This is a genomic window from Curtobacterium sp. MCLR17_055 (assembly GCF_003234305.1).
Classification (GTDB): domain Bacteria; phylum Actinomycetota; class Actinomycetes; order Actinomycetales; family Microbacteriaceae; genus Curtobacterium; species Curtobacterium flaccumfaciens.
On the sequence record NZ_QKSX01000006.1, the window covers coordinates 21241 to 38240 of the forward strand.

At 69.6% G+C, this 17000-nt stretch carries 15 protein-coding genes; 7 read left to right on the top strand and 8 right to left on the bottom strand.

Annotated features, from left to right (window positions below; translation table 11 throughout):
• Positions 1–25: 25 nt before the first annotated feature.
• The 3 genes from dhaM to dhaK form a co-directional block, all read right to left on the bottom strand.
• Complete coding sequence (gene dhaM / locus DEJ09_RS06625; RefSeq protein ID WP_111087997.1) at positions 26–760, bottom strand: dihydroxyacetone kinase phosphoryl donor subunit DhaM; 735 nt, start codon at positions 758–760, stop codon at positions 26–28.
• Positions 757–1383 carry a dihydroxyacetone kinase subunit DhaL gene (gene dhaL / locus DEJ09_RS06630; protein WP_111087998.1) on the bottom strand — a complete coding sequence of 209 codons (627 nt, stop codon included), beginning with the start codon at positions 1381–1383 and terminating at the stop codon, positions 757–759. The genes dhaM and dhaL overlap by 4 nt, the downstream gene beginning before the upstream one ends.
• 70 nt (positions 1384–1453) lie before the next feature.
• Positions 1454–2455, bottom strand: coding sequence for a dihydroxyacetone kinase subunit DhaK (gene dhaK / locus DEJ09_RS06635; protein ID WP_071403831.1), 1002 nt, complete (start codon positions 2453–2455; stop codon positions 1454–1456).
• 316 nt (positions 2456–2771) lie between these two features.
• Here dhaK and DEJ09_RS06640 point away from each other — a divergent pair, with 316 nt between their 5' ends.
• Together DEJ09_RS06640 and glpK are read left to right on the top strand one after the other, a co-directional pair.
• On the top strand, positions 2772–3497 hold the full coding sequence (locus DEJ09_RS06640) for an MIP/aquaporin family protein (protein ID WP_111030103.1): 726 nt from the start codon (positions 2772–2774) through the stop codon (positions 3495–3497).
• A gap of 83 nt (positions 3498–3580) precedes the next feature.
• A complete protein-coding gene (gene glpK / locus DEJ09_RS06645) occupies positions 3581–5092 on the top strand; it encodes a glycerol kinase GlpK (protein ID WP_071403832.1) in 1512 nt (503 codons plus the stop codon).
• A 660-nt stretch (positions 5093–5752) separates the two neighbouring features.
• Here the strand turns inward: glpK and trpD are convergent.
• Complete coding sequence (gene trpD, locus DEJ09_RS06650) at positions 5753–6808, bottom strand: anthranilate phosphoribosyltransferase (RefSeq protein WP_111030102.1); 1056 nt, start codon at positions 6806–6808, stop codon at positions 5753–5755.
• Between the two features lie 70 nt (positions 6809–6878).
• On the opposite strand from trpD, the gene DEJ09_RS06655 reads away from it, so the two are divergent.
• The 5 genes from DEJ09_RS06655 to DEJ09_RS06675 all read left to right on the top strand — a co-directional run bounded on the left by DEJ09_RS06655 (position 6879) and on the right by DEJ09_RS06675 (position 12261).
• Entirely contained in the window at positions 6879–7517 is a 639-nt protein-coding gene (locus DEJ09_RS06655) for a heme-copper oxidase subunit III (RefSeq protein WP_027465617.1), read from the top strand.
• A 21-nt stretch (positions 7518–7538) separates the two neighbouring features.
• A complete protein-coding gene (locus tag DEJ09_RS06660) occupies positions 7539–8348 on the top strand; it encodes a cytochrome c (RefSeq protein ID WP_071403834.1) in 810 nt (269 codons plus the stop codon).
• Positions 8349–8381: 33 nt separating this feature from the next.
• Positions 8382–9446, top strand: a complete 1065-nt coding sequence (locus tag DEJ09_RS06665) for a ubiquinol-cytochrome c reductase iron-sulfur subunit (RefSeq protein ID WP_027465615.1) — start codon at positions 8382–8384, stop codon at positions 9444–9446.
• Complete coding sequence (locus tag DEJ09_RS06670) at positions 9446–11134, top strand: ubiquinol-cytochrome c reductase cytochrome b subunit (RefSeq protein ID WP_071403835.1); 1689 nt, start codon at positions 9446–9448, stop codon at positions 11132–11134. Before DEJ09_RS06665 ends, DEJ09_RS06670 begins: the two co-directional genes overlap by 1 nt.
• Positions 11135–11301: 167 nt before the next feature.
• Positions 11302–12261: a phosphodiesterase gene (locus DEJ09_RS06675; RefSeq protein ID WP_111045986.1), complete on the top strand. Its 960-nt coding sequence runs from the start codon at positions 11302–11304 to the stop codon at positions 12259–12261.
• Between the two features lie 534 nt (positions 12262–12795).
• Here the strand turns inward: DEJ09_RS06675 and DEJ09_RS06680 are convergent.
• The 4 genes from DEJ09_RS06680 to DEJ09_RS06695 all read right to left on the bottom strand — a co-directional run bounded on the left by DEJ09_RS06680 (position 12796) and on the right by DEJ09_RS06695 (position 16960).
• Entirely contained in the window at positions 12796–14349 is a 1554-nt protein-coding gene (locus tag DEJ09_RS06680) for a stealth conserved region 3 domain-containing protein (protein ID WP_071403837.1), read from the bottom strand.
• Positions 14350–14397: 48 nt separating this feature from the next.
• Positions 14398–14688: a DUF6804 family protein gene (locus DEJ09_RS18350; protein WP_051596789.1), complete on the bottom strand. Its 291-nt coding sequence runs from the start codon at positions 14686–14688 to the stop codon at positions 14398–14400.
• Between the two features lie 158 nt (positions 14689–14846).
• On the bottom strand, positions 14847–15431 hold the full coding sequence (locus DEJ09_RS06690) for a GDSL-type esterase/lipase family protein (protein ID WP_111088000.1): 585 nt from the start codon (positions 15429–15431) through the stop codon (positions 14847–14849).
• Positions 15428–16960: an SDR family oxidoreductase gene (locus DEJ09_RS06695; RefSeq protein ID WP_250897023.1), complete on the bottom strand. Its 1533-nt coding sequence runs from the start codon at positions 16958–16960 to the stop codon at positions 15428–15430. Before DEJ09_RS06695 ends, DEJ09_RS06690 begins: the two co-directional genes overlap by 4 nt.
• Positions 16961–17000: the final 40 nt, after the last annotated feature.

Here is a 17000-nt window from a genome sequence, read left to right on the forward strand (position 1 = left end):
CGCTGTCACTCGCCCGGCGGCGGTGTCACTCGCCGAAGCCGGACCGGACCAGTTCCACCAGGGCGTCGACCGCGGCCTGCGCGTCCTGCCCGGTCGCGTCGATCGACACCGTCGCACCCTTCGGCAGTGCCAGTGCCATGATCGCCAGCAGGCTCTTCGCGTCCACGCCGTTGACGTGCACGCTCGCGTCGTACTTCGCCGCCGTCTTCACGAACTCCGCGGCGGGCCGGGCGTGCAGCCCGGTCTCGTTCACCAGCTCGACCGACGCGCTGACGCGGTCGGAGCTGGCCGCGTCGTCGACGGCGGCAGCCCCGTCGGCCGGCCCCGTGCCTCCAGGCTGGTCACCGGACGGACGGGAGGCGGTGCTCGCGTCCGCCTCGGAACCCGCGGCCGACGCTGCGGCGGCCAGCACGGCGTCGGCGTCACCGCCCGTCTGGGCGGCGACCGCGGCCGCCACCGCTCCCTCGACCAACGGGGCCTGCGAGACGTGGACGCGTGCGCGGACGTCGTCGTCCAGGAAGTCGAGCGCGGTGTCGGTCGTCAGGTAGGCGGAGCCGAGGTCGCACAGGACCACGACGGCGTCCGCCTGGGCGAGTTCCTCGATGCCGGCGGTGATCGCCTCGAACGAGGTGCCGATGCCGCCGTCGTCCGTTCCGCCCGCGGCGACGAGCGGCACGTCCGCGGCCATCTGCCGTGCCAGCTCGACGGTGCCCGTCGCGATCGCCGCGCTGTGCGAGACGACCAGGATGCCGACGGTCACGCTGCGTCCACCGCTGCGCGCAGGATGTACGCGGTCGACTGCGCACCGGGGTCGCGGTACCCGATCGCGCGGTCGCCCAGGTAGCTCGCGCGGCCCTTGTGGGCGACGAGCGGCTCGGTGTCCGCCGCACCCTGCGCGGCGGCGTCTGCTGCTGCGGTGAGCACGGCCTTCGGGTCGTCGCCGGCACCGGCGGCCGCTGCTGCGGCGTCGACCGCGGGGCTCCACGCGTCGACCATCGTCTTGTCGCCGACCGCGGCCTTGCCGCGGGACACGACACCGTCGCGGGCGGCGGTGAGCACGGCGACGAGGGTGTCCGCGTCGAGTTCGGCCGCGTCACCGGCGGCCTGCGCCGCCTTCAGGTAGGCGGTGCCGAAGAGCGGGCCGGCCGCCCCGCCCACGGTCGAGATGAGCTTCGTCGCGACGGTCTTGAGCACGGCACCCGGGGTGTCGAAGGACCCGGAGTCGACGGCCTCGAGCACGGCCCGGAACCCGCGGTCGAGGTTCTCGCCGTGGTCGCCGTCGCCGATCTCACGGTCGAGCGTGACGAGCTCGGCGCGGTGTTCGTCGATCGTCGCGGCGGTGCGACGGATCCAGTCGATGGCCCATGCGGTGTCGAGCGCCAATGCGGTTCCCTTCGTGTGGCGGGCCCGGTGGCCCGTTGTCGTGGTCCGGTGGTCGAGCGGCCGTGGACGCTCAGCGTCCCCATCGCAGGGCCGGGGTCTCCACCGGGGCGTCCCAGAGGGCCGTGAGTTCGTCGTCGAGCACCGTGACGGTGAGCGAGAACCCCTGCATCTCGAGGGACGTGACGTAGTCGCCGACCAAACTACGCGTGACCTGGTGGCCGCGGTCGGAGAGGACCTCCGCGGCGCGTCGGTACGCGATGTAGAGCTCGGACAGCGGGGTGCCGCCCATGCCGTTCACCAGGAGCAGCAGCGACGACCCGGCCGGGGCGTCGAGGTCGGTCAGGATCGGTTCGAGCACGCGGTCGACGAGCTCGTCCGCCGGTGCCATCGCGATCCGCTCGCGGCCGGGCTCGCCGTGGATGCCGATGCCGAGCTCGACCTCGTCGTCGGCCAGCACGAACGACGGCTCCCCCGCGTGCGGGACGGTGCCCGATGCCAGTGCGAGCCCCATCGACCGCGTGACGTCGTTGACGTGCCGGGCCACGGCGGCGACCGCGTCCAGGTCGTCCCCGCGCTCGGCGGCGGCGCCGGCGCACTTCTCCACCACGACGGTCCCGGCGACGCCGCGACGGCCGGCGGTGAACAGGGAGTCCTGCACCGCGACGTCGTCGTCCACCACGACGGACTCGACGCGGACGTCGTCCATCGCCGCGAGTTCGGCGGCCGTCTCGAAGTTGAGCACGTCGCCGGTGTAGTTCTTCACGATGTGCAGCACGCCCGCACCGCCGTCGACGGCCTTCGTCGCGGCGACGATCGGGTCGGGCGTCGGGCTCGTGAACACCGGGCCGGGCACCGCGGCGTCGAGCATGCCGTACCCGACGAAGCCGGCGTGCAGCGGTTCGTGCCCGCTGCCACCGCCGCTGACGATCCCGACCTTGCCGGCGACGGGTGCGTCAGCGCGGTGCAGGTGGATCGGGTCCTCGACCAGGACGACGTGTCCGGCGTGTGCCCGGGCGAAGCCCCGGACGGTCTCCTCGACCACGGCCTGCGGGTCGTTGATGAGCTTCTTCATGCGGTGCCTCCACGGGTACGGGGTCGAACCGTGGCGGTCACACCGCGCGTCGTCGACCGGAGTGGGCCCAATCTACATCGACGGCACGGGCAGCCGTCCGCTCCCGATGCACGTTCGTGCAGTGCGCCGAGGACGCGCCACCGGCTCGGGATCGTGCTGGGGACACTCGTCCTGCACGTTCGTGCACGATGCCGCACTTCGCTCACGAATTCATCGCCGGGCCGTGAACCGCATCACTATGGTTGGCCTCAATCACTCAACGGGGAGTGCGGCGCAGCACGGCCGGACCCCCACCCTCACGCACTGGAGGTCACCGATGGACGGCATCGGCGTCAATTTCCTGTCCGAGCTCGTCGGTACGGCGATGCTCATCATCCTGGGTGGCGGCGTCGTCGCCGCTGTCTCGCTCGCGAAGTCCAAGGGCTTCGGAGCCGGGTTCCTGATGGTCACCATCGGCTGGGGCTTCGCGGTCTTCGCCGGTGTCACCGTCTCCTACAGCTCGGGCGGTCAGCTCAACCCCGCGGTCAGCCTCGGGCTCGCCCTGCTCGGCAAGATCACCGTCGGCGAGATGTTCCTCTACTGGCTCGCGCAGCTGATCGGCGCGATCATCGGCGCGGTCATCGTCTGGCTCGCCTACAAGCAGCACTTCGATGAGGAGCCCGACGCGGCCGCCAAGCTCGGCGTCTTCTCGACCGGCCCCGCGATCCGGTCGTACGGCTGGAACCTCGTCACGGAGATCATCGGCACCTTCGTGCTGGTCTTCGTCGTCATCGCGTTCTCGAACGGTCAGACGCCGGCATCGCTCGGTGCGATCCCCGTCGCCTTCCTCGTGATCGCGATCGGTGTCAGCCTCGGTGGCCCCACCGGCTACGCCATCAACCCGGCCCGTGACCTCGGCCCCCGCATCGCGCACGCCTTCCTGCCCATCAAGGGCAAGGGCTCGAGCGACTGGGCCTACGCCTGGGTGCCGGTCGTCGGACCGCTGATCGGTGGCGCCCTCGCCGCCGGCCTGTCCGTCGCCCTGCTGCCCATCGTCAGCTGACCCACCCCCACCCCGAAGGCGTGGACGGCCGTTCCGTACGACCGCACACGCACCCGCACCGAACACACCCGTAAGGAGCACCAATGGCCGACTACATCGTCGCCATCGACCAGGGCACGACCTCGACCCGAGCAATCGTGTTCGACCACTCCGGTTCGATCATCTCGACCGGGCAGAAGGAACACGAGCAGATCTTCCCGCGCGCCGGGTGGGTCGAGCACGACCCCGCCGAGATCTGGGACAACACCCGCGAGGTGATCGGTCAGGCACTGTCGCGTGCCGACATCACGCGCCACGACGTCGCAGCCGTCGGCATCACCAACCAGCGCGAGACCGCCGTCGTCTGGGACAAGACCACCGGCAAGCCGATCTACAACGCGATCGTCTGGCAGGACACCCGCACGCAGGCGCTCGTCGACAAGCTCGCCGACGGCGACACCGACAAGTACAAGGCCATCGTCGGCCTGCCGCTCGCGACGTACTTCGCCGGCACCAAGATCATGTGGATCCTCGAGAACGTCGAGGGTGCTCGTGAGAAGGCCGAGGCGGGCGACCTGCTCTTCGGCACCACCGACACCTGGGTCCTCTGGAACCTGACCGGTGGCATCGACGGCGGCGTGCACAAGACCGACGTCACGAACGCGTCCCGCACGCTGTTCATGGACCTCGAGACGCTGCAGTGGCGCGACGACATCCTCGCGGACTTCGGCGTCCCGAAGTCGATGCTCCCCGAGATCGTCAGCTCCTCCGAGGTCTACGGCCACGTCGAGTCCTCGAGCCTGCTGCGCGAGGTCCCGATCGCCGGCATCCTCGGCGACCAGCAGGCCGCGACCTTCGGTCAGGCCGCGTTCGACCAGGGCGAGTCGAAGAACACCTACGGCACCGGTAACTTCCTGATCTTCAACACCGGTACCGAGATCGTCCGCTCCGAGAACGGCCTGCTCACCACCGTCGGCTACAAGCTCGGCGACCAGGAGACGCACTACGCCCTCGAGGGTTCGATCGCCGTCACGGGCTCGCTCATCCAGTGGCTCCGCGACAACCTCGGTCTGATCGGCAGCGCCCCGGAGGTCGAGGCCCTGGCCAAGACCGTCGAGGACAACGGTGGCGTGTACTTCGTGCCGGCGTTCTCCGGGCTCTTCGCGCCGTACTGGCGTCCCGACGCCCGCGGTGCGATCGTCGGCCTCACCCGCTTCGTCAACAAGGGGCACATCGCGCGTGCTGCCCTCGAGGCGACGGCGCTGCAGACCCGCGAGGTCCTCGACGCGGTCAACGCCGACTCCGGTGTGGACCTGACCGAGCTCAAGGTCGACGGCGGCATGACCGCGAACAGCGAGCTCATGCAGTTCCAGGCCGACATGCTCAACGTGCCGGTCGTCCGTCCGGTCGTCGCGGAGACGACGGCGCTCGGTGCGGCCTACGCCGCCGGTCTCGCGGTCGGCTTCTGGGCCAACCTCGACGAGCTCCGTGCCAACTGGCAGGAGGACAAGCGCTGGGAGCCCCAGCTCGACGCCGCCGAGCGCGAGCGCACGCTCCGCCTGTGGAAGAAGGCCGTCACGAAGACCTTCGACTGGGTCGACGAGGACGTGCAGTAACCAAGCACGCGCACGCTGACCGCGTGCACTGAACGCACCGACGGGAGGCCCGGTGCCGGTTCCATGAACCGGCACCGGGCCTCCTGTGCGTTGCGTCTCCTGCGGGCTGGTCGCGATCGGCCGGTCGTCGGTCGTCGGGTGGTTGCCGGTGCGGCACGGTGCGGGCTTGTTGACCGGGTGCAGCGGTGACTGCCTGGTGCGCGCCCGTGGCGCAGCACCGAGCCGTCAGGCTCGCACCGGGTGACGCACTGCGCACGGTGCGGACTGGAGGCGCGGGACGGGCCCGCCGCGGGCCTCCGGTCCGGCAGGGGGCTGCCGACACGGCACGGTGCGGGTTTGTTCACCGGGTCCAGCGGTGACCGCCTGGTGCGCGCCCGTGGCGCAGCACCGAGCCGTCAGGCTCGCACCGGGTGACGCACCGCGCACGGTGCGGCTTGCGCGGAAGCGGCACGGGATCGCGGACCGCGCACGGTGCGGACTGGAGGCGCGGGGCGGGCCCGCCACGGCCCTCCGGTCCGGCAGGGGGTTGCCGGCACGGCACGGTGCGGGCTTGTTCACCGGGTGCAGCGGTGACGGCCCGGTGCGCGTTCGTGGCGCAGCACCGAGCCGTCAGGCTCGCACCGGGTGACGCACCGCGCACGGTGCGCAGGGCGGCGTGGACTACGCGGCGGGAGCTGCGCCGACCCAATCAGCCAGTTTGCGCGCACCGGCGCCTGAGTCGACCGCCTCGGCGGCGACGACCAGCTGCTCGCGGAAGCGCTGCAGGATCGGCCGGTCAGACTCGTTCGGGTCCTGTGCCAGCCGGAACGAGACGAGGCCGGCCGCGGCGTTCAGCAGGACGATGTCGCGGACGGGTCCGGTCTCCCCCGCGAGCACCCGGTGGACGACGCCGGCGTTGTGCTCGGGGTCGCCGCCGAGCAGGTCCTCCGTGCGTGCCCGGGCGATGCCGAGGTCGCGCGGGTCGAGGTCGTGCTCGGTCACGCGGCCCCCGGTGACCTCCCAGATGTGGCTGTGCCCGGTGGTGGTCAGCTCGTCGAGTCCGTCGTCGCCGCGGAACACGAGGGCCGTCGCTCCGCGCGTCTGGAACACACCCGTGATGATGGGGACGAGGTCGAGCTGGGCGACCCCCACGGCGTTGGCCTCGCACCGTGCGGGGTTGACCAGCGGGCCGAGGAAGTTGAACACCGTCGGCACGCCGATCTCGCGCCGCACCGGGCCTGCGTGGGCGAAACCGGGGTGGAACGCGTTGGCGAAGGCGAAGGTCAGCCCGACACGCCGGAAGGTGTCCGCGACACGCGCGGCGTCCATCGTGAGATCGAGTCCGAGGGCGGCGAGCACGTCGCTCGACCCGGACTTCGACGAGCTGGCCTTGTTGCCGTGCTTGACGACGGGGACCCCGGCGGCGGCGATCACGATGGCCGCCATGGTCGAGATGTTCACGGTGCCGACCACGTCGCCACCGGTCCCGACGATGTCGAGCGCCATCGGGTCGACGTCGAGCGGAACCGCGGCGTCCAGGATCGCGTCGCGGAACCCGACGACCTCGTCGACGGTCTCGCCCTTCGCGCGGAGCGTCACGGCGAAGGCTGCGATCTGTGCCTGGGTGGCGCGCCCGTGCACGATCTCCTCCATGGCCCATGTGGATTGCCTGATCGTCAGGTCCTCGCGCGCCATGAGCGCGCTGATCACTGCTGGCCAAGAAAGTGCGTCAGGCATGGCTCGATCGTAGTGAATTCGAGAGACCCGCCAGTCTCCTGCGAAAACACTGTCGGGGGTTTCGGCCATAATGGAGGACGTGACTAGCACCTCTCTCTCCAGATCAGCCAGCGGTCCGGCCCTCAACAGGCCGAACGCCGTGGCCGTGGGGACGATCGTGTGGCTGGGCAGCGAGGTCATGTTCTTCGCCGGCCTGTTCGCGATCTACTTCACGCTCCGCAGCACGTCCCCTGAGCTCTGGGCGACCGAGACCGCGAAGCTCGAGGTGCCCTTCGCCTCCGTGAACACGATCATCCTGGTGCTGTCCAGCTTCGCCTGCCAGTTCGCCGTGTTCGCCGCGGAGCGCTTCCAGGTGCACCGGACGAGCTGGAACCCGCGCCACTGGGGCATGACGGAGTGGTTCTTCGTCACCTACGCGATGGGTGCGATCTTCGTCTGCGGCCAGATCTTCGAGTACGCCAACCTCTGGCACGAGGGCGTGACGCTCTCCTCCAGCGCATACGGCTCGGCGTTCTACATGACCACCGGGTTCCACGGGCTCCACGTGACCGGTGGCCTCATCGCCTTCCTGCTGACGCTCGGCCGCGGTTTCGCCGCCAAGAACTTCGGCCACAAGGAAGCGACCACCGCCATCGTGGTGTCGTACTACTGGCACTTCGTCGACGTCGTGTGGATCTTCCTCTTCGCCGTCATCTACCTTCTCAAGTAGGAACTGGACACCCCCCAGCACATGTTCAACAGAACCAAGTCCAAGAAGGGCCGCCGTTCACCGATGGCGACCGTGTCGCTCATCGTCGTGGGTCTCATGACCACCGGTGGCGCGTACGCACTGTTCAGCTCCACGGCGAACGCCGACGACAGTACAAACACCGTCGCCGCCTCGAGCCAGTCGCAGGTGAACGAGGGCGAGAAGCTCTTCGCCTCGAACTGCGCCACCTGCCACGGTCTCTCTGCGCAGGGCACGAGCGAGGGCCCGTCCCTCATCGGTGTCGGCGCCGCGTCGGTCGACTTCCAGGTCGGCACCGGGCGCATGCCGATGGCCGCTCAGGGCCCGCAGGCCGAAGAGAAGCCCGCGCAGTTCACGGACGAGCAGGTCGACGCGCTCGCGCAGTACGTCGCCTCCCTCGGCCCCGGCCCGTCGGTCCCCTCCACCGAGCTCACCAACGGTGAGGACGGCGACGCTGCTGAAGGCGCCGAGCTGTTCCGCATCAACTGCGCCATGTGCCACAACGTGGCCGGCGCCGGCGGTGCGCTGACCGAGGGCAAGTACGCCCCGAACCTCGAGACGGTCTCCGGCAAGCACATCTACGAGGCCATGCTCACCGGCCCGCAGAACATGCCGGTCTTCAACGACCTGAACCTGACGCCGGAGCAGAAGGCCGACATCATCACGTACCTCAAGTACGTGCAGGACAACAAGTCCCCCGGTGGCTTCGCACTCGGCTCCCTGGGGCCGGTCGCCGAGGGTCTGTTCATCTGGATCTTCGGACTCGGCGCGGTCGTCGCGATGACCGTCTGGCTGACCGCGAAGTCCAACTGATCGTCCGTGTCGAACGACACTGAAGGGAACACCATGGCAGAGCACGACGACGAGACGCTGAACTCGTCCTCGGCTGTCGAGAAGCACGGCACGACCACCTCCCCCGGGATCGCGGTCCTCCCCGTCGACCCGTTCGAGAACCCGGGCGAGCCGCCGCACCGTCCGCGTCGCACCGACGTCGACCCGAAGAAGCAGCGTCTGGCCGAGCGCCAGGTCGCCGCGTACTTCTACCTGTCGATCGTCGGCAGCGTCCTGTCGATCGCGGCGTACGTCGCCTTCCCGATCGACCCGAGCGACTTCGGCACGGTCCGCACCGCGAACCTCTTCCTGGGCCTGTCGATCGCCCTCGCGCTCCTCGCCCTCGGCCTCGGCGCCGTCTACTGGTCGAAGTCCCTGGTCGTCGACCGTGAGATCACCGAGCTCCGCCACGGCACCCGCGGCACCGACGCGACCCGCGCCAAGGCGGTCGAGGCGTTCCAGCTCGCCGACAAGGAGTCCGGCTTCAGCCGTCGCAAGCTGATCCGCAACTCGATGATCGGCGCCCTGGCCGCATTCCCGCTCCCCGGCATCGTCCTGGTCCGCGACCTCGCTCCGGCCGAGGACCCCAACGAACTGCTCCGCCACACCTTCTGGAAGCAGGGCCTGCGCCTGACGAAGGACCCGACGGGTCTGCCGATCAAGGCCTCCGACGTCACCATCGGTTCGGTGTTCCACGTCATCCCCGAGGGCATGCTCGAGTCCGAGCACATGCTGGAGGAGAAGGCCAAGGCCTCCGTCCTCCTCATGCGTCTCGACCCGAAGGACCTCAACCCGTCCAAGGGCCACGAGAACTGGGGCTACGACGGCATCGTCGCGTACTCCAAGATCTGCACCCACGTCGGTTGTCCCGTCGCGCTCTACGAACAGCAGACGCACCACCTGCTGTGCCCGTGCCACCAGTCCACCTTCGATGTCTCGAACAACTGCGAGGTCATCTTCGGTCCGGCAGCACGCCCCCTCCCCCAACTTCCGATCGCGATCGACGACGACGGCTACCTGGTTGCCCAGAGCGACTTCCACGAGCCGGTCGGACCGTCCTTCTGGGAGCGTGAACGCTGATGACCAGCACCACCACCACCGCACCGAACACGTCGACGAACAAGCCGGCGCCGGAGCGCGGATCCCGCATCATCGGCGGGGTCGCCAACTACATCGACGAGCGCACCAGCATCTCGGGCCTCGTCAAGGAAGTCGGCCGCAAGATCTTCCCGGACCACTGGAGCTTCATGCTCGGCGAGGTGGCGCTGTACAGCTTCGTCGTCGTGCTGCTCTCCGGGACCTTCCTGACGTTCTTCTTCCAGGCGTCCATGACCGAGGTCGTCTACAACGGCTCGTACGTCCCGCTCAAGGGCGTGGCGATGTCGACGGCCCTGCAGTCCACGCTCGACATCTCGTTCGACATCCGCGGCGGGCTCTTCGTCCGCCAGGTCCACCACTGGGCAGCCCTGCTGTTCGTGGCGTCGATCATGCTGCACATGGCCCGCGTGTTCTTCACCGGCGCCTTCCGCAAGCCGCGTGAGCTCAACTGGGTCTTCGGCTTCCTGCTCTGGGTCCTCGCCATGGCCGAGGGCTTCACCGGCTACTCGCTCCCCGACGACCTGCTCTCCGGAAACGGTCTGCGGATCATCGTCGGCATGATCGAGGGTGTCCCGGTGATCGGCGTCTGGATCGCCTACCTGCTGTTCGGTGGCGAGTTCCCGGGGACCGACATCGTCGGCCGCCTGTACACGCTGCACATCCTGCTGCTGCCGGCGATCCTCGTCGCGGTGCTCGGTGTCCACCTCGTGCTCGTCGTGATCAACAAGCACACGCAGTTCGCCGGTCCGGGCAAGACCAACGAGAACGTCGTCGGTGTCCCGATCCTCCCGGCGTTCGCCGCGAAGGCCGGTGGGTTCTTCTTCATCGTCGCGGGTATCCTGGCCCTCATCGCGTCGCTGTTCACGATCAACCCGATCTGGAACTACGGCCCGTACGACCCCTCCCCGGTGTCCGCCGGTACCCAGCCCGACTGGTACATCGGCTTCGCCGACGGTGCGCTCCGACTGGTCCCGCCGCACTGGGAGGTCGTGTGGTTCGGCTACACGGTGTCGTTCAACATCCTGGCGCCGATCGCGGTCCTGGTGCTGCTCATCCTGGCGATCCTGCTCTACCCCTTCATCGAGGCGTGGGTCACGGGCGACAAGCGTGAGCACCACATCCTCGACCGCCCGCGCAACGCCCCGACGCGCACGGCGTTCGGTGCCGCTGGCATCACGCTCTACGCCAGCCTCTGGGCAGCAGCCTCGTCGGACATCATCGCGACGCACTTCTTGGTGTCGATCGAACACGTGATCCACGTGATCCAGGCAACGACGGTCCTCGGTCCGTTCATCGCCTTCTGGATCACGAAGCGTGTCTGCCTCGCCCTCCAGAAGAAGGACCGCGAGATCGTCCTGCACGGCTACGAGTCGGGCCGCATCGTCCGACTCCCCCACGGCGAGTACATCGAGGTGCACGAGCAGCTCGACGAGTACGAGCGGTGGAAGCTCCTGCAGTTCAACGAGTACAAGCCGCTGATGATCCGCCCGAACGCCAAGGGCAAGATCACGGGTCTGCAGAAGGTCCGCGCCGGCGTCTCCCGCTTCTTCTTCGAAGACCGCATCGAGCCGGTCTCGAAGGCAGAGCTCGAGGCAGCACACGCCGCGCACCACGGCCCGAACCTCGAGGGTGGCCACCAGGCTCCCCAGGTCGGCCCCGGCGATCACTGATCGGTAGCGCACGAAGCAACCCCCGTCACGAAGTGGCGGGGGTTTCTTCGTGCACAGGGCAACACGCCGCCCCCAGTTCACGGCTGGTTCACTCTCGCATGCTGGACTCGTCCAGGACGGTGTGGCAACGTGTTGCACCACGCATCCGCCAACGGAATGAGACCCCGATGGACAGCCGGACGGCCGAACACCCCAGGCCGAACCACTTCCTCCTCCACCTCAGCGACACGCACCTCGTCTCCGGGGACCGCAACCTGTACGGCGATGTCGACTCCGCCGCACGGCTCACGCAGATCGTCGCGGACATCGAAGCCTCGGGCACGCGGCCCGAAGCGATCGTCGTCACCGGCGACGTGGCCGACAAGGGCGAGCCGGGTGCGTACGCCCGCGTCCGCGAGATCCTCGAACCGGCCGCGCAGCGCATCGGTGCACAGGTCATCTGGGCGATGGGCAACCACGACGAGCGCGGTGCCTTCCGCCAGGAGCTCTTCGGCCTGCAGCCCACCGACCGCCCGGTCGACTTCGTCTACGACGTCAACGGTCTCCGCGTGATCACCCTGGACACGAGCGTGCCGGGTCACCACCACGGTGAGGTCTCCCCCGAGCAGCTCGACTGGCTCGCCGAGGTCCTGTCCGAGGCCGCGCCGCACGGCACCATCCTCGCCATGCACCACCCGCCGGTGCCGAGCGTCCAGGACCTCACCGTCCTCGTCGAGCTCCGCGACCAGCAGGCCCTGGCCGAGGTCGTCGAGGGCAGTGACGTCCTCGCCATCATCGCCGGGCACCTGCACTACTCCACCAGTGCGGTGTTCGCCGGCATCCCGGTGTCCGTCGCCAGCGCCACCTGCTACACCCAGGACCTCACGGAGTTCCAGGGCGGCACCCGCGGACGAGACGGTGCGCAGTCGTTCAACCTCGTGCACGTCTACGGCCACAACGTCGTGCACTCGGTCGTCCCGATCGGGCACTACGCCACCGTCGGACAGCCCGTCTCCGCGCTCGAGACCGAGGCGAAGCTCGCGGCGCACGGCGTGACGATCCCCGCGGCCGTCGAGCCGGCACCGGTCACCTCGAGCATCCCGGTGTTCACGCTCGACTCGGTGCCCGTCTCCCCCATCCACCGGTAGCCCCGCGCACTCCGAGTGGGCGCGTGCGGTCACGACTCCCCGTCAGTGCGCGGCGAGTGGTCACGTTCCGTCAGCTGGCGGCTCGGCAATCAACAGTTCGTGACCGCTCGGCGGGAAGCCAACGGGATGTCGTGACCGCGCGGCGGCGTGCGCGTCCCGACGGTCGTCCCGGCGGCCGGGAGGCCCGTGGCGGGCCCGACCCGCGCCTCCCGGCCCGCGGGGTGGTCGCGACTCACCGTGGGTGCTGCGTCGCGTGGTCATGTTCCGTCGGCTGTGGGCGGCGCAGGCGACGGGCTGTGACCGCTCGGCGTGGGGGTGGCGGGGTGTCGTGACCGGTGGAGCGTGCGGTGACGTGCGAACCAGCTGGCTGGGTTCCGGCGCCGGGCTCGCAGGCTCGCCCGGAGCGCCCCAGCAGGCCGCTGGCGCTTCCTGAGCGCTGGGACGCTCCCAGCAGGCCGCTGGCGCGTCCTAGACGCTCCGTGGGACCGGGCTCGCGAGCTCGCCCGGAGCACCCCAGCAGGCCGCTGGCGCGTCCTACGCGCTGGGGCGCTCCCACGGCGCAGGGAACGGGAAGTAGCGCTCCAGGAAGCCCGTGACGCGCTGCGTGCGCTCTTCGTCGCTGACCTCGGGGAAGCTGCCGTCGTTGAGGCAGAAGAAGTCCACGTTCCGCTTCTTCAGCAGCTCGTCGAGGGCCTTGAGTCCGGAGACCATGGTCGTGTCGATGTACCCGACGGCCGCGTTCTCCTGGATGATCGCCCGACCGGTGAGCAGTGAGTAGTAGTGGTACAGCGAGTTCGTCACCGAGATGTTGTCGGCGGCGCGGAAGCGTGAGGCCGCAGTGGCCGCGAACTCGTCGGCGAACTCGTGCTCCATCTCGGTCATGATCGAGGCGCGCAGGGGCGTCGGCGCGTGCTCGAGGTGCCGGGTCGTCACCGCACCGAAGCGCTGCTGCAGCAGGCGACGGTTCACGCGGGCGGAGTTCTCGAAACCGCTGCGTGCCGGGTTGTTGGAGCCGAGGCCGATCCGGGTCGACGCGAGGATGAACTTCGTGACCGATCCCGGGCTGTAGAACACCGAGGGGTCGACGAGGCGCCCGAAGAACATGTCGTCGTTCGAGTAGATGAAGTGCTCGCTGATGCCCGGGATGTGGTGCAGCTGCGACTCGACGGCCTGCGAGTTGTGCGTCGGCAGCACGGAGGGGTCGGCGAAGAACTCCTCGCTGCGGACGATGCGGACCTTCGGGTGCTCGGCGAGCCAGTGCGGCGCCGGGGAGTCCGTCGCGATGTAGATCTGGCGGATCCACGGCGCGAAGGTGTGCACCGATCGGAGCGCGTACTTCAGCTCGTCGATCTGGCGGAACCGGGCCGGCGCGTCGTCGCCCTCGCCCAGGACGGCGTTCGACTGTGCGGCCTGGCGGGCGCGCTGGTACTCGATGGCGTTGCCGTCGACCCACGAGAAGACGATGTCGATCGGGAACCGGATGTCCGAGACGTGGTCGTCGAACATGTGCTCGACGGTGCGCCAGGTGCGGCCGTAGCGTTCGATGTCGACGAGGACGAACTCGTCGATCGGCAGGCTGCGACGCATCAGGGCGTTCTCGACGGGTGCGAGGACCTCGATGTCGGTGACGCGCCAGAACTCGAGCTGGACGCTCGTCTCGGCGCCGTAGCGCAGGCGTCCGAGCGGCTCGAGCCTCGGGCGGAACACGCGGAGCACTGGTTCTTCGACGGAGCCGAGTCCGTCGTCCTGCACGAGCACGGCCGGCTTGCCCGGGGGCTTCGCGTAGAAGGGCTCGTTGACGGCCGCGGACATCACGGCGCTCTCGGCGCGCTGGCGGTCACGCTCGTCGAGGGCGATCACCGGGCGCTGGTCGTTGCCGCGGATGAGCAGGTGGTCGACGTCAGCCGCGGTGAGCGCGTCGTCGAGGAACAGCAGGTCCTCGATCATCGACTGCTGCGGCGTGAGGTGTCCGTTGATCAGGGTCAGTCGCCCCTTGCGGACGACGACGTCGGATCGGTCGAGACCGCCGGAGGACGGTCGAGGGTTCAGCAGAGGACTCTCGGTCACCGGCTCGGTCTCGTCGTTCATCCATGCCCTTCGGGTGTGCGGCCGGGTCCTGTACCCGACCTGCCGATCCTACCGTCCGTCCGACTCTCGGGGCACCTTGACCACGATGCCCACCACGATGAACAGCGCGGCGGCCACCAGCTGCAGGGCCGCCCACACCTGTCCGGGGATGGGCACCGTGACGAGCGGGTTCCAGCACACGGCGACGGCGGCCATGAGCAGGGCGGCCCACCAGACCTTCCCGCGCACGCTGAAGACGAGCACGATCAACGCGAGCACCGTGACGCCCCAGCGGGCGAAGACGAAGCCCGACGAGTCGACGATGGCGACACAGGCCAGCAGCACGATCGCCGCGATCATCGACGGCGCCAATGCGGGCCGGGTGAAGGGCGGGGTGGTGCGGGCACCGCTGGCCGGTGCGGCGGCTGCGGGTCGCGGGGGCCCTGCGGGTCGAGGGGACCCTGCGGGCACGCCGTGCTGGGACGACCCCACCGGGGGCCGCCCCTTGCGTGCGGCCATCAGTCCGAGGAACCGTCGAGGTCGATCGCCTGGATCGACCGCGACATCGGCGGCAGGTCGCGGACGCGCTCGAGCGCCGGCACCAGCTCACCGACCAGCGCGCGGTAGCCGTCCTCGGTCAGGTGCAGGCCGTCCTCGGTGAAGCGGGCGTCCAGGTGGTCGCCGTCGGCCAGGGCGGGCCAGGCGTCGAGGTACTGCGCGTGGCACGTGGCGACGAACTGACGGAGGTGCCGGTTGGCCTGCTCGATCTTCGTGGCGTACTCGGCCTGCCGGGGCAGGATCGACACGAGCAGCAGGCGCACGCCCGGCAGCTCGCGGCGGAGCGTGACCAGGATGGTCTCGACGTTGCGGACCACGTGCTCGGCGCTGGCGCGGTGGTTGCCGAAGTCGTTCGTGCCGATGAGCAGCACGATCACCTCGGGCTGTTCGGCGATGACGGCGTCGAGGCGCGTCAGCACGCCGTCGGTCGTGTCGCCACCGATGCCCTGGTTCAGCGTGTGCTCGTCGGGGAGCCAGGTGTCCCAGTCGCCCTGTTCGGTGATGCTGTCCCCCAGGAAGAGGACGGGGCTGCGGTCGTCGGTCATGCTGCCTCCTCGTGCGCCGGCTCGGGGGTCCCGGTCTGCTGCGTCCGGTTGCGCTGCGTGGACTCGGTGTGGTCGGACTCCCGCTCGGCGGCGGCGGTGATGCGCTCGACCATACCGGGGAAGATGACGCCGTGGAACGGCAGGATGCCGTACCAGTACAGCCGCCCGGCCAGGCCCTGCGGGAAGTAGATGGCCCGCTGGTGGTAGTCGCTGCCGCCGTCGGGGTTCGGTGTGACGGTCATCTCGAGCCACGCACGACCGGGCGACTTGAACTCGGCGCGGAGTCGCAGGTACCGGCCGCGCTCGAGTCGTTCGACGCGCCACCAGTCGAGCGCGTCGCCCTGCTCCAGGCGCTGCTGGTCACGTCGGCCGCGGTTCAGGCCGACACCGCCGGCGATCTTGTCCATCCAGCCGCGGGCGACCCAGGCGAGCGGGAACGAGTACCAGCCGTTGTCGCCGCCGATCGACTCGACGACACGCCAGACGTCCTCGGCGGAGGCACTGGAGTGCCGCTTCCGGTCGTCGACGTAGACCGTGTGCCCGGCCCAGTCGGGGTCGTTCGGCATCGGGTCGGCCGAGGCGCTCGAGAGCGTCGCGCTGCGCCAGCTCGTCTGCACCTGACCGCTGCGCATCTTGTTGAGCGCGAGGCGGACGGCCCGACGGTACGACGTGAGCCCGCCCTCGGGCTGCGGCACGACGTCGTCGATGTCGTGCTCGCGCTGCACGCACTCGAACTGCAGCGACTCGATGATCGGCGTCGCGAGCTTGCGCGGGATCGGGGTGACGGCGTTGAACCAGTGCGCGGCGAGGCGCGGGGTGAGCACCGGCAGGACCGTGATCGGGCGCTGGGGCAGCTTCGCCTCGACCGCGTAGCCGTTCAGCATCTGGCCGTACCGCAGGACGTCGGGGCCGCCGATGTCGAAGGTGCGGTTGACGTCGGCGGGGACGTCGAGCGCGGCCACCAGGTAGTACAGGACGTCGCGGACCGCGATCGGCTGGATGTGGTTGCGGACCCAGCGCGGCGCGGGCATCCACGGCAGGACGTCGGTCAGGTGCCGGATCATCTCGAACGAGGTGCTGCCCGAGCCGATCACGACCCCGGCCTGGTACGCCACCGTCGGCACGCCCGAGCCGAGGAGGATCTCCCCCACCTCCTTGCGGCTGCGGAGGTGCTTCGACAGCTCGCCGTCCGGGTGCAGCCCGCCCAGGTAGACGAACCGGCTGACGCCGGCCGCCTTCGCCTCGCGCGCCATGGTCTCGGCGGCCTCGCGCTCGGCCGACTCGAAGTCGCCGTCGGCCCCCATCGCGTGGGCCAGGTAGTAGACCGCCTCGACCCCGTCGACGGCGGCGCGCACCGCCTCGGCGTCCTGGAGGTCGCCCTCTGCGACGTCGACCTCACTGCTCCACGGGACGTCCTGGAGCTTCCGGGGGTTGCGCACGAACACCCGGACGGAGTGGCCGGCTTCGAGGAGACGAGGGACGAGACGACCACCGATGTACCCGGTGGCGCCGGTGACGAGGACCTGCATGCCCTGCACGCTACGCGGCACGCCTGACGGGTAGGCTTGC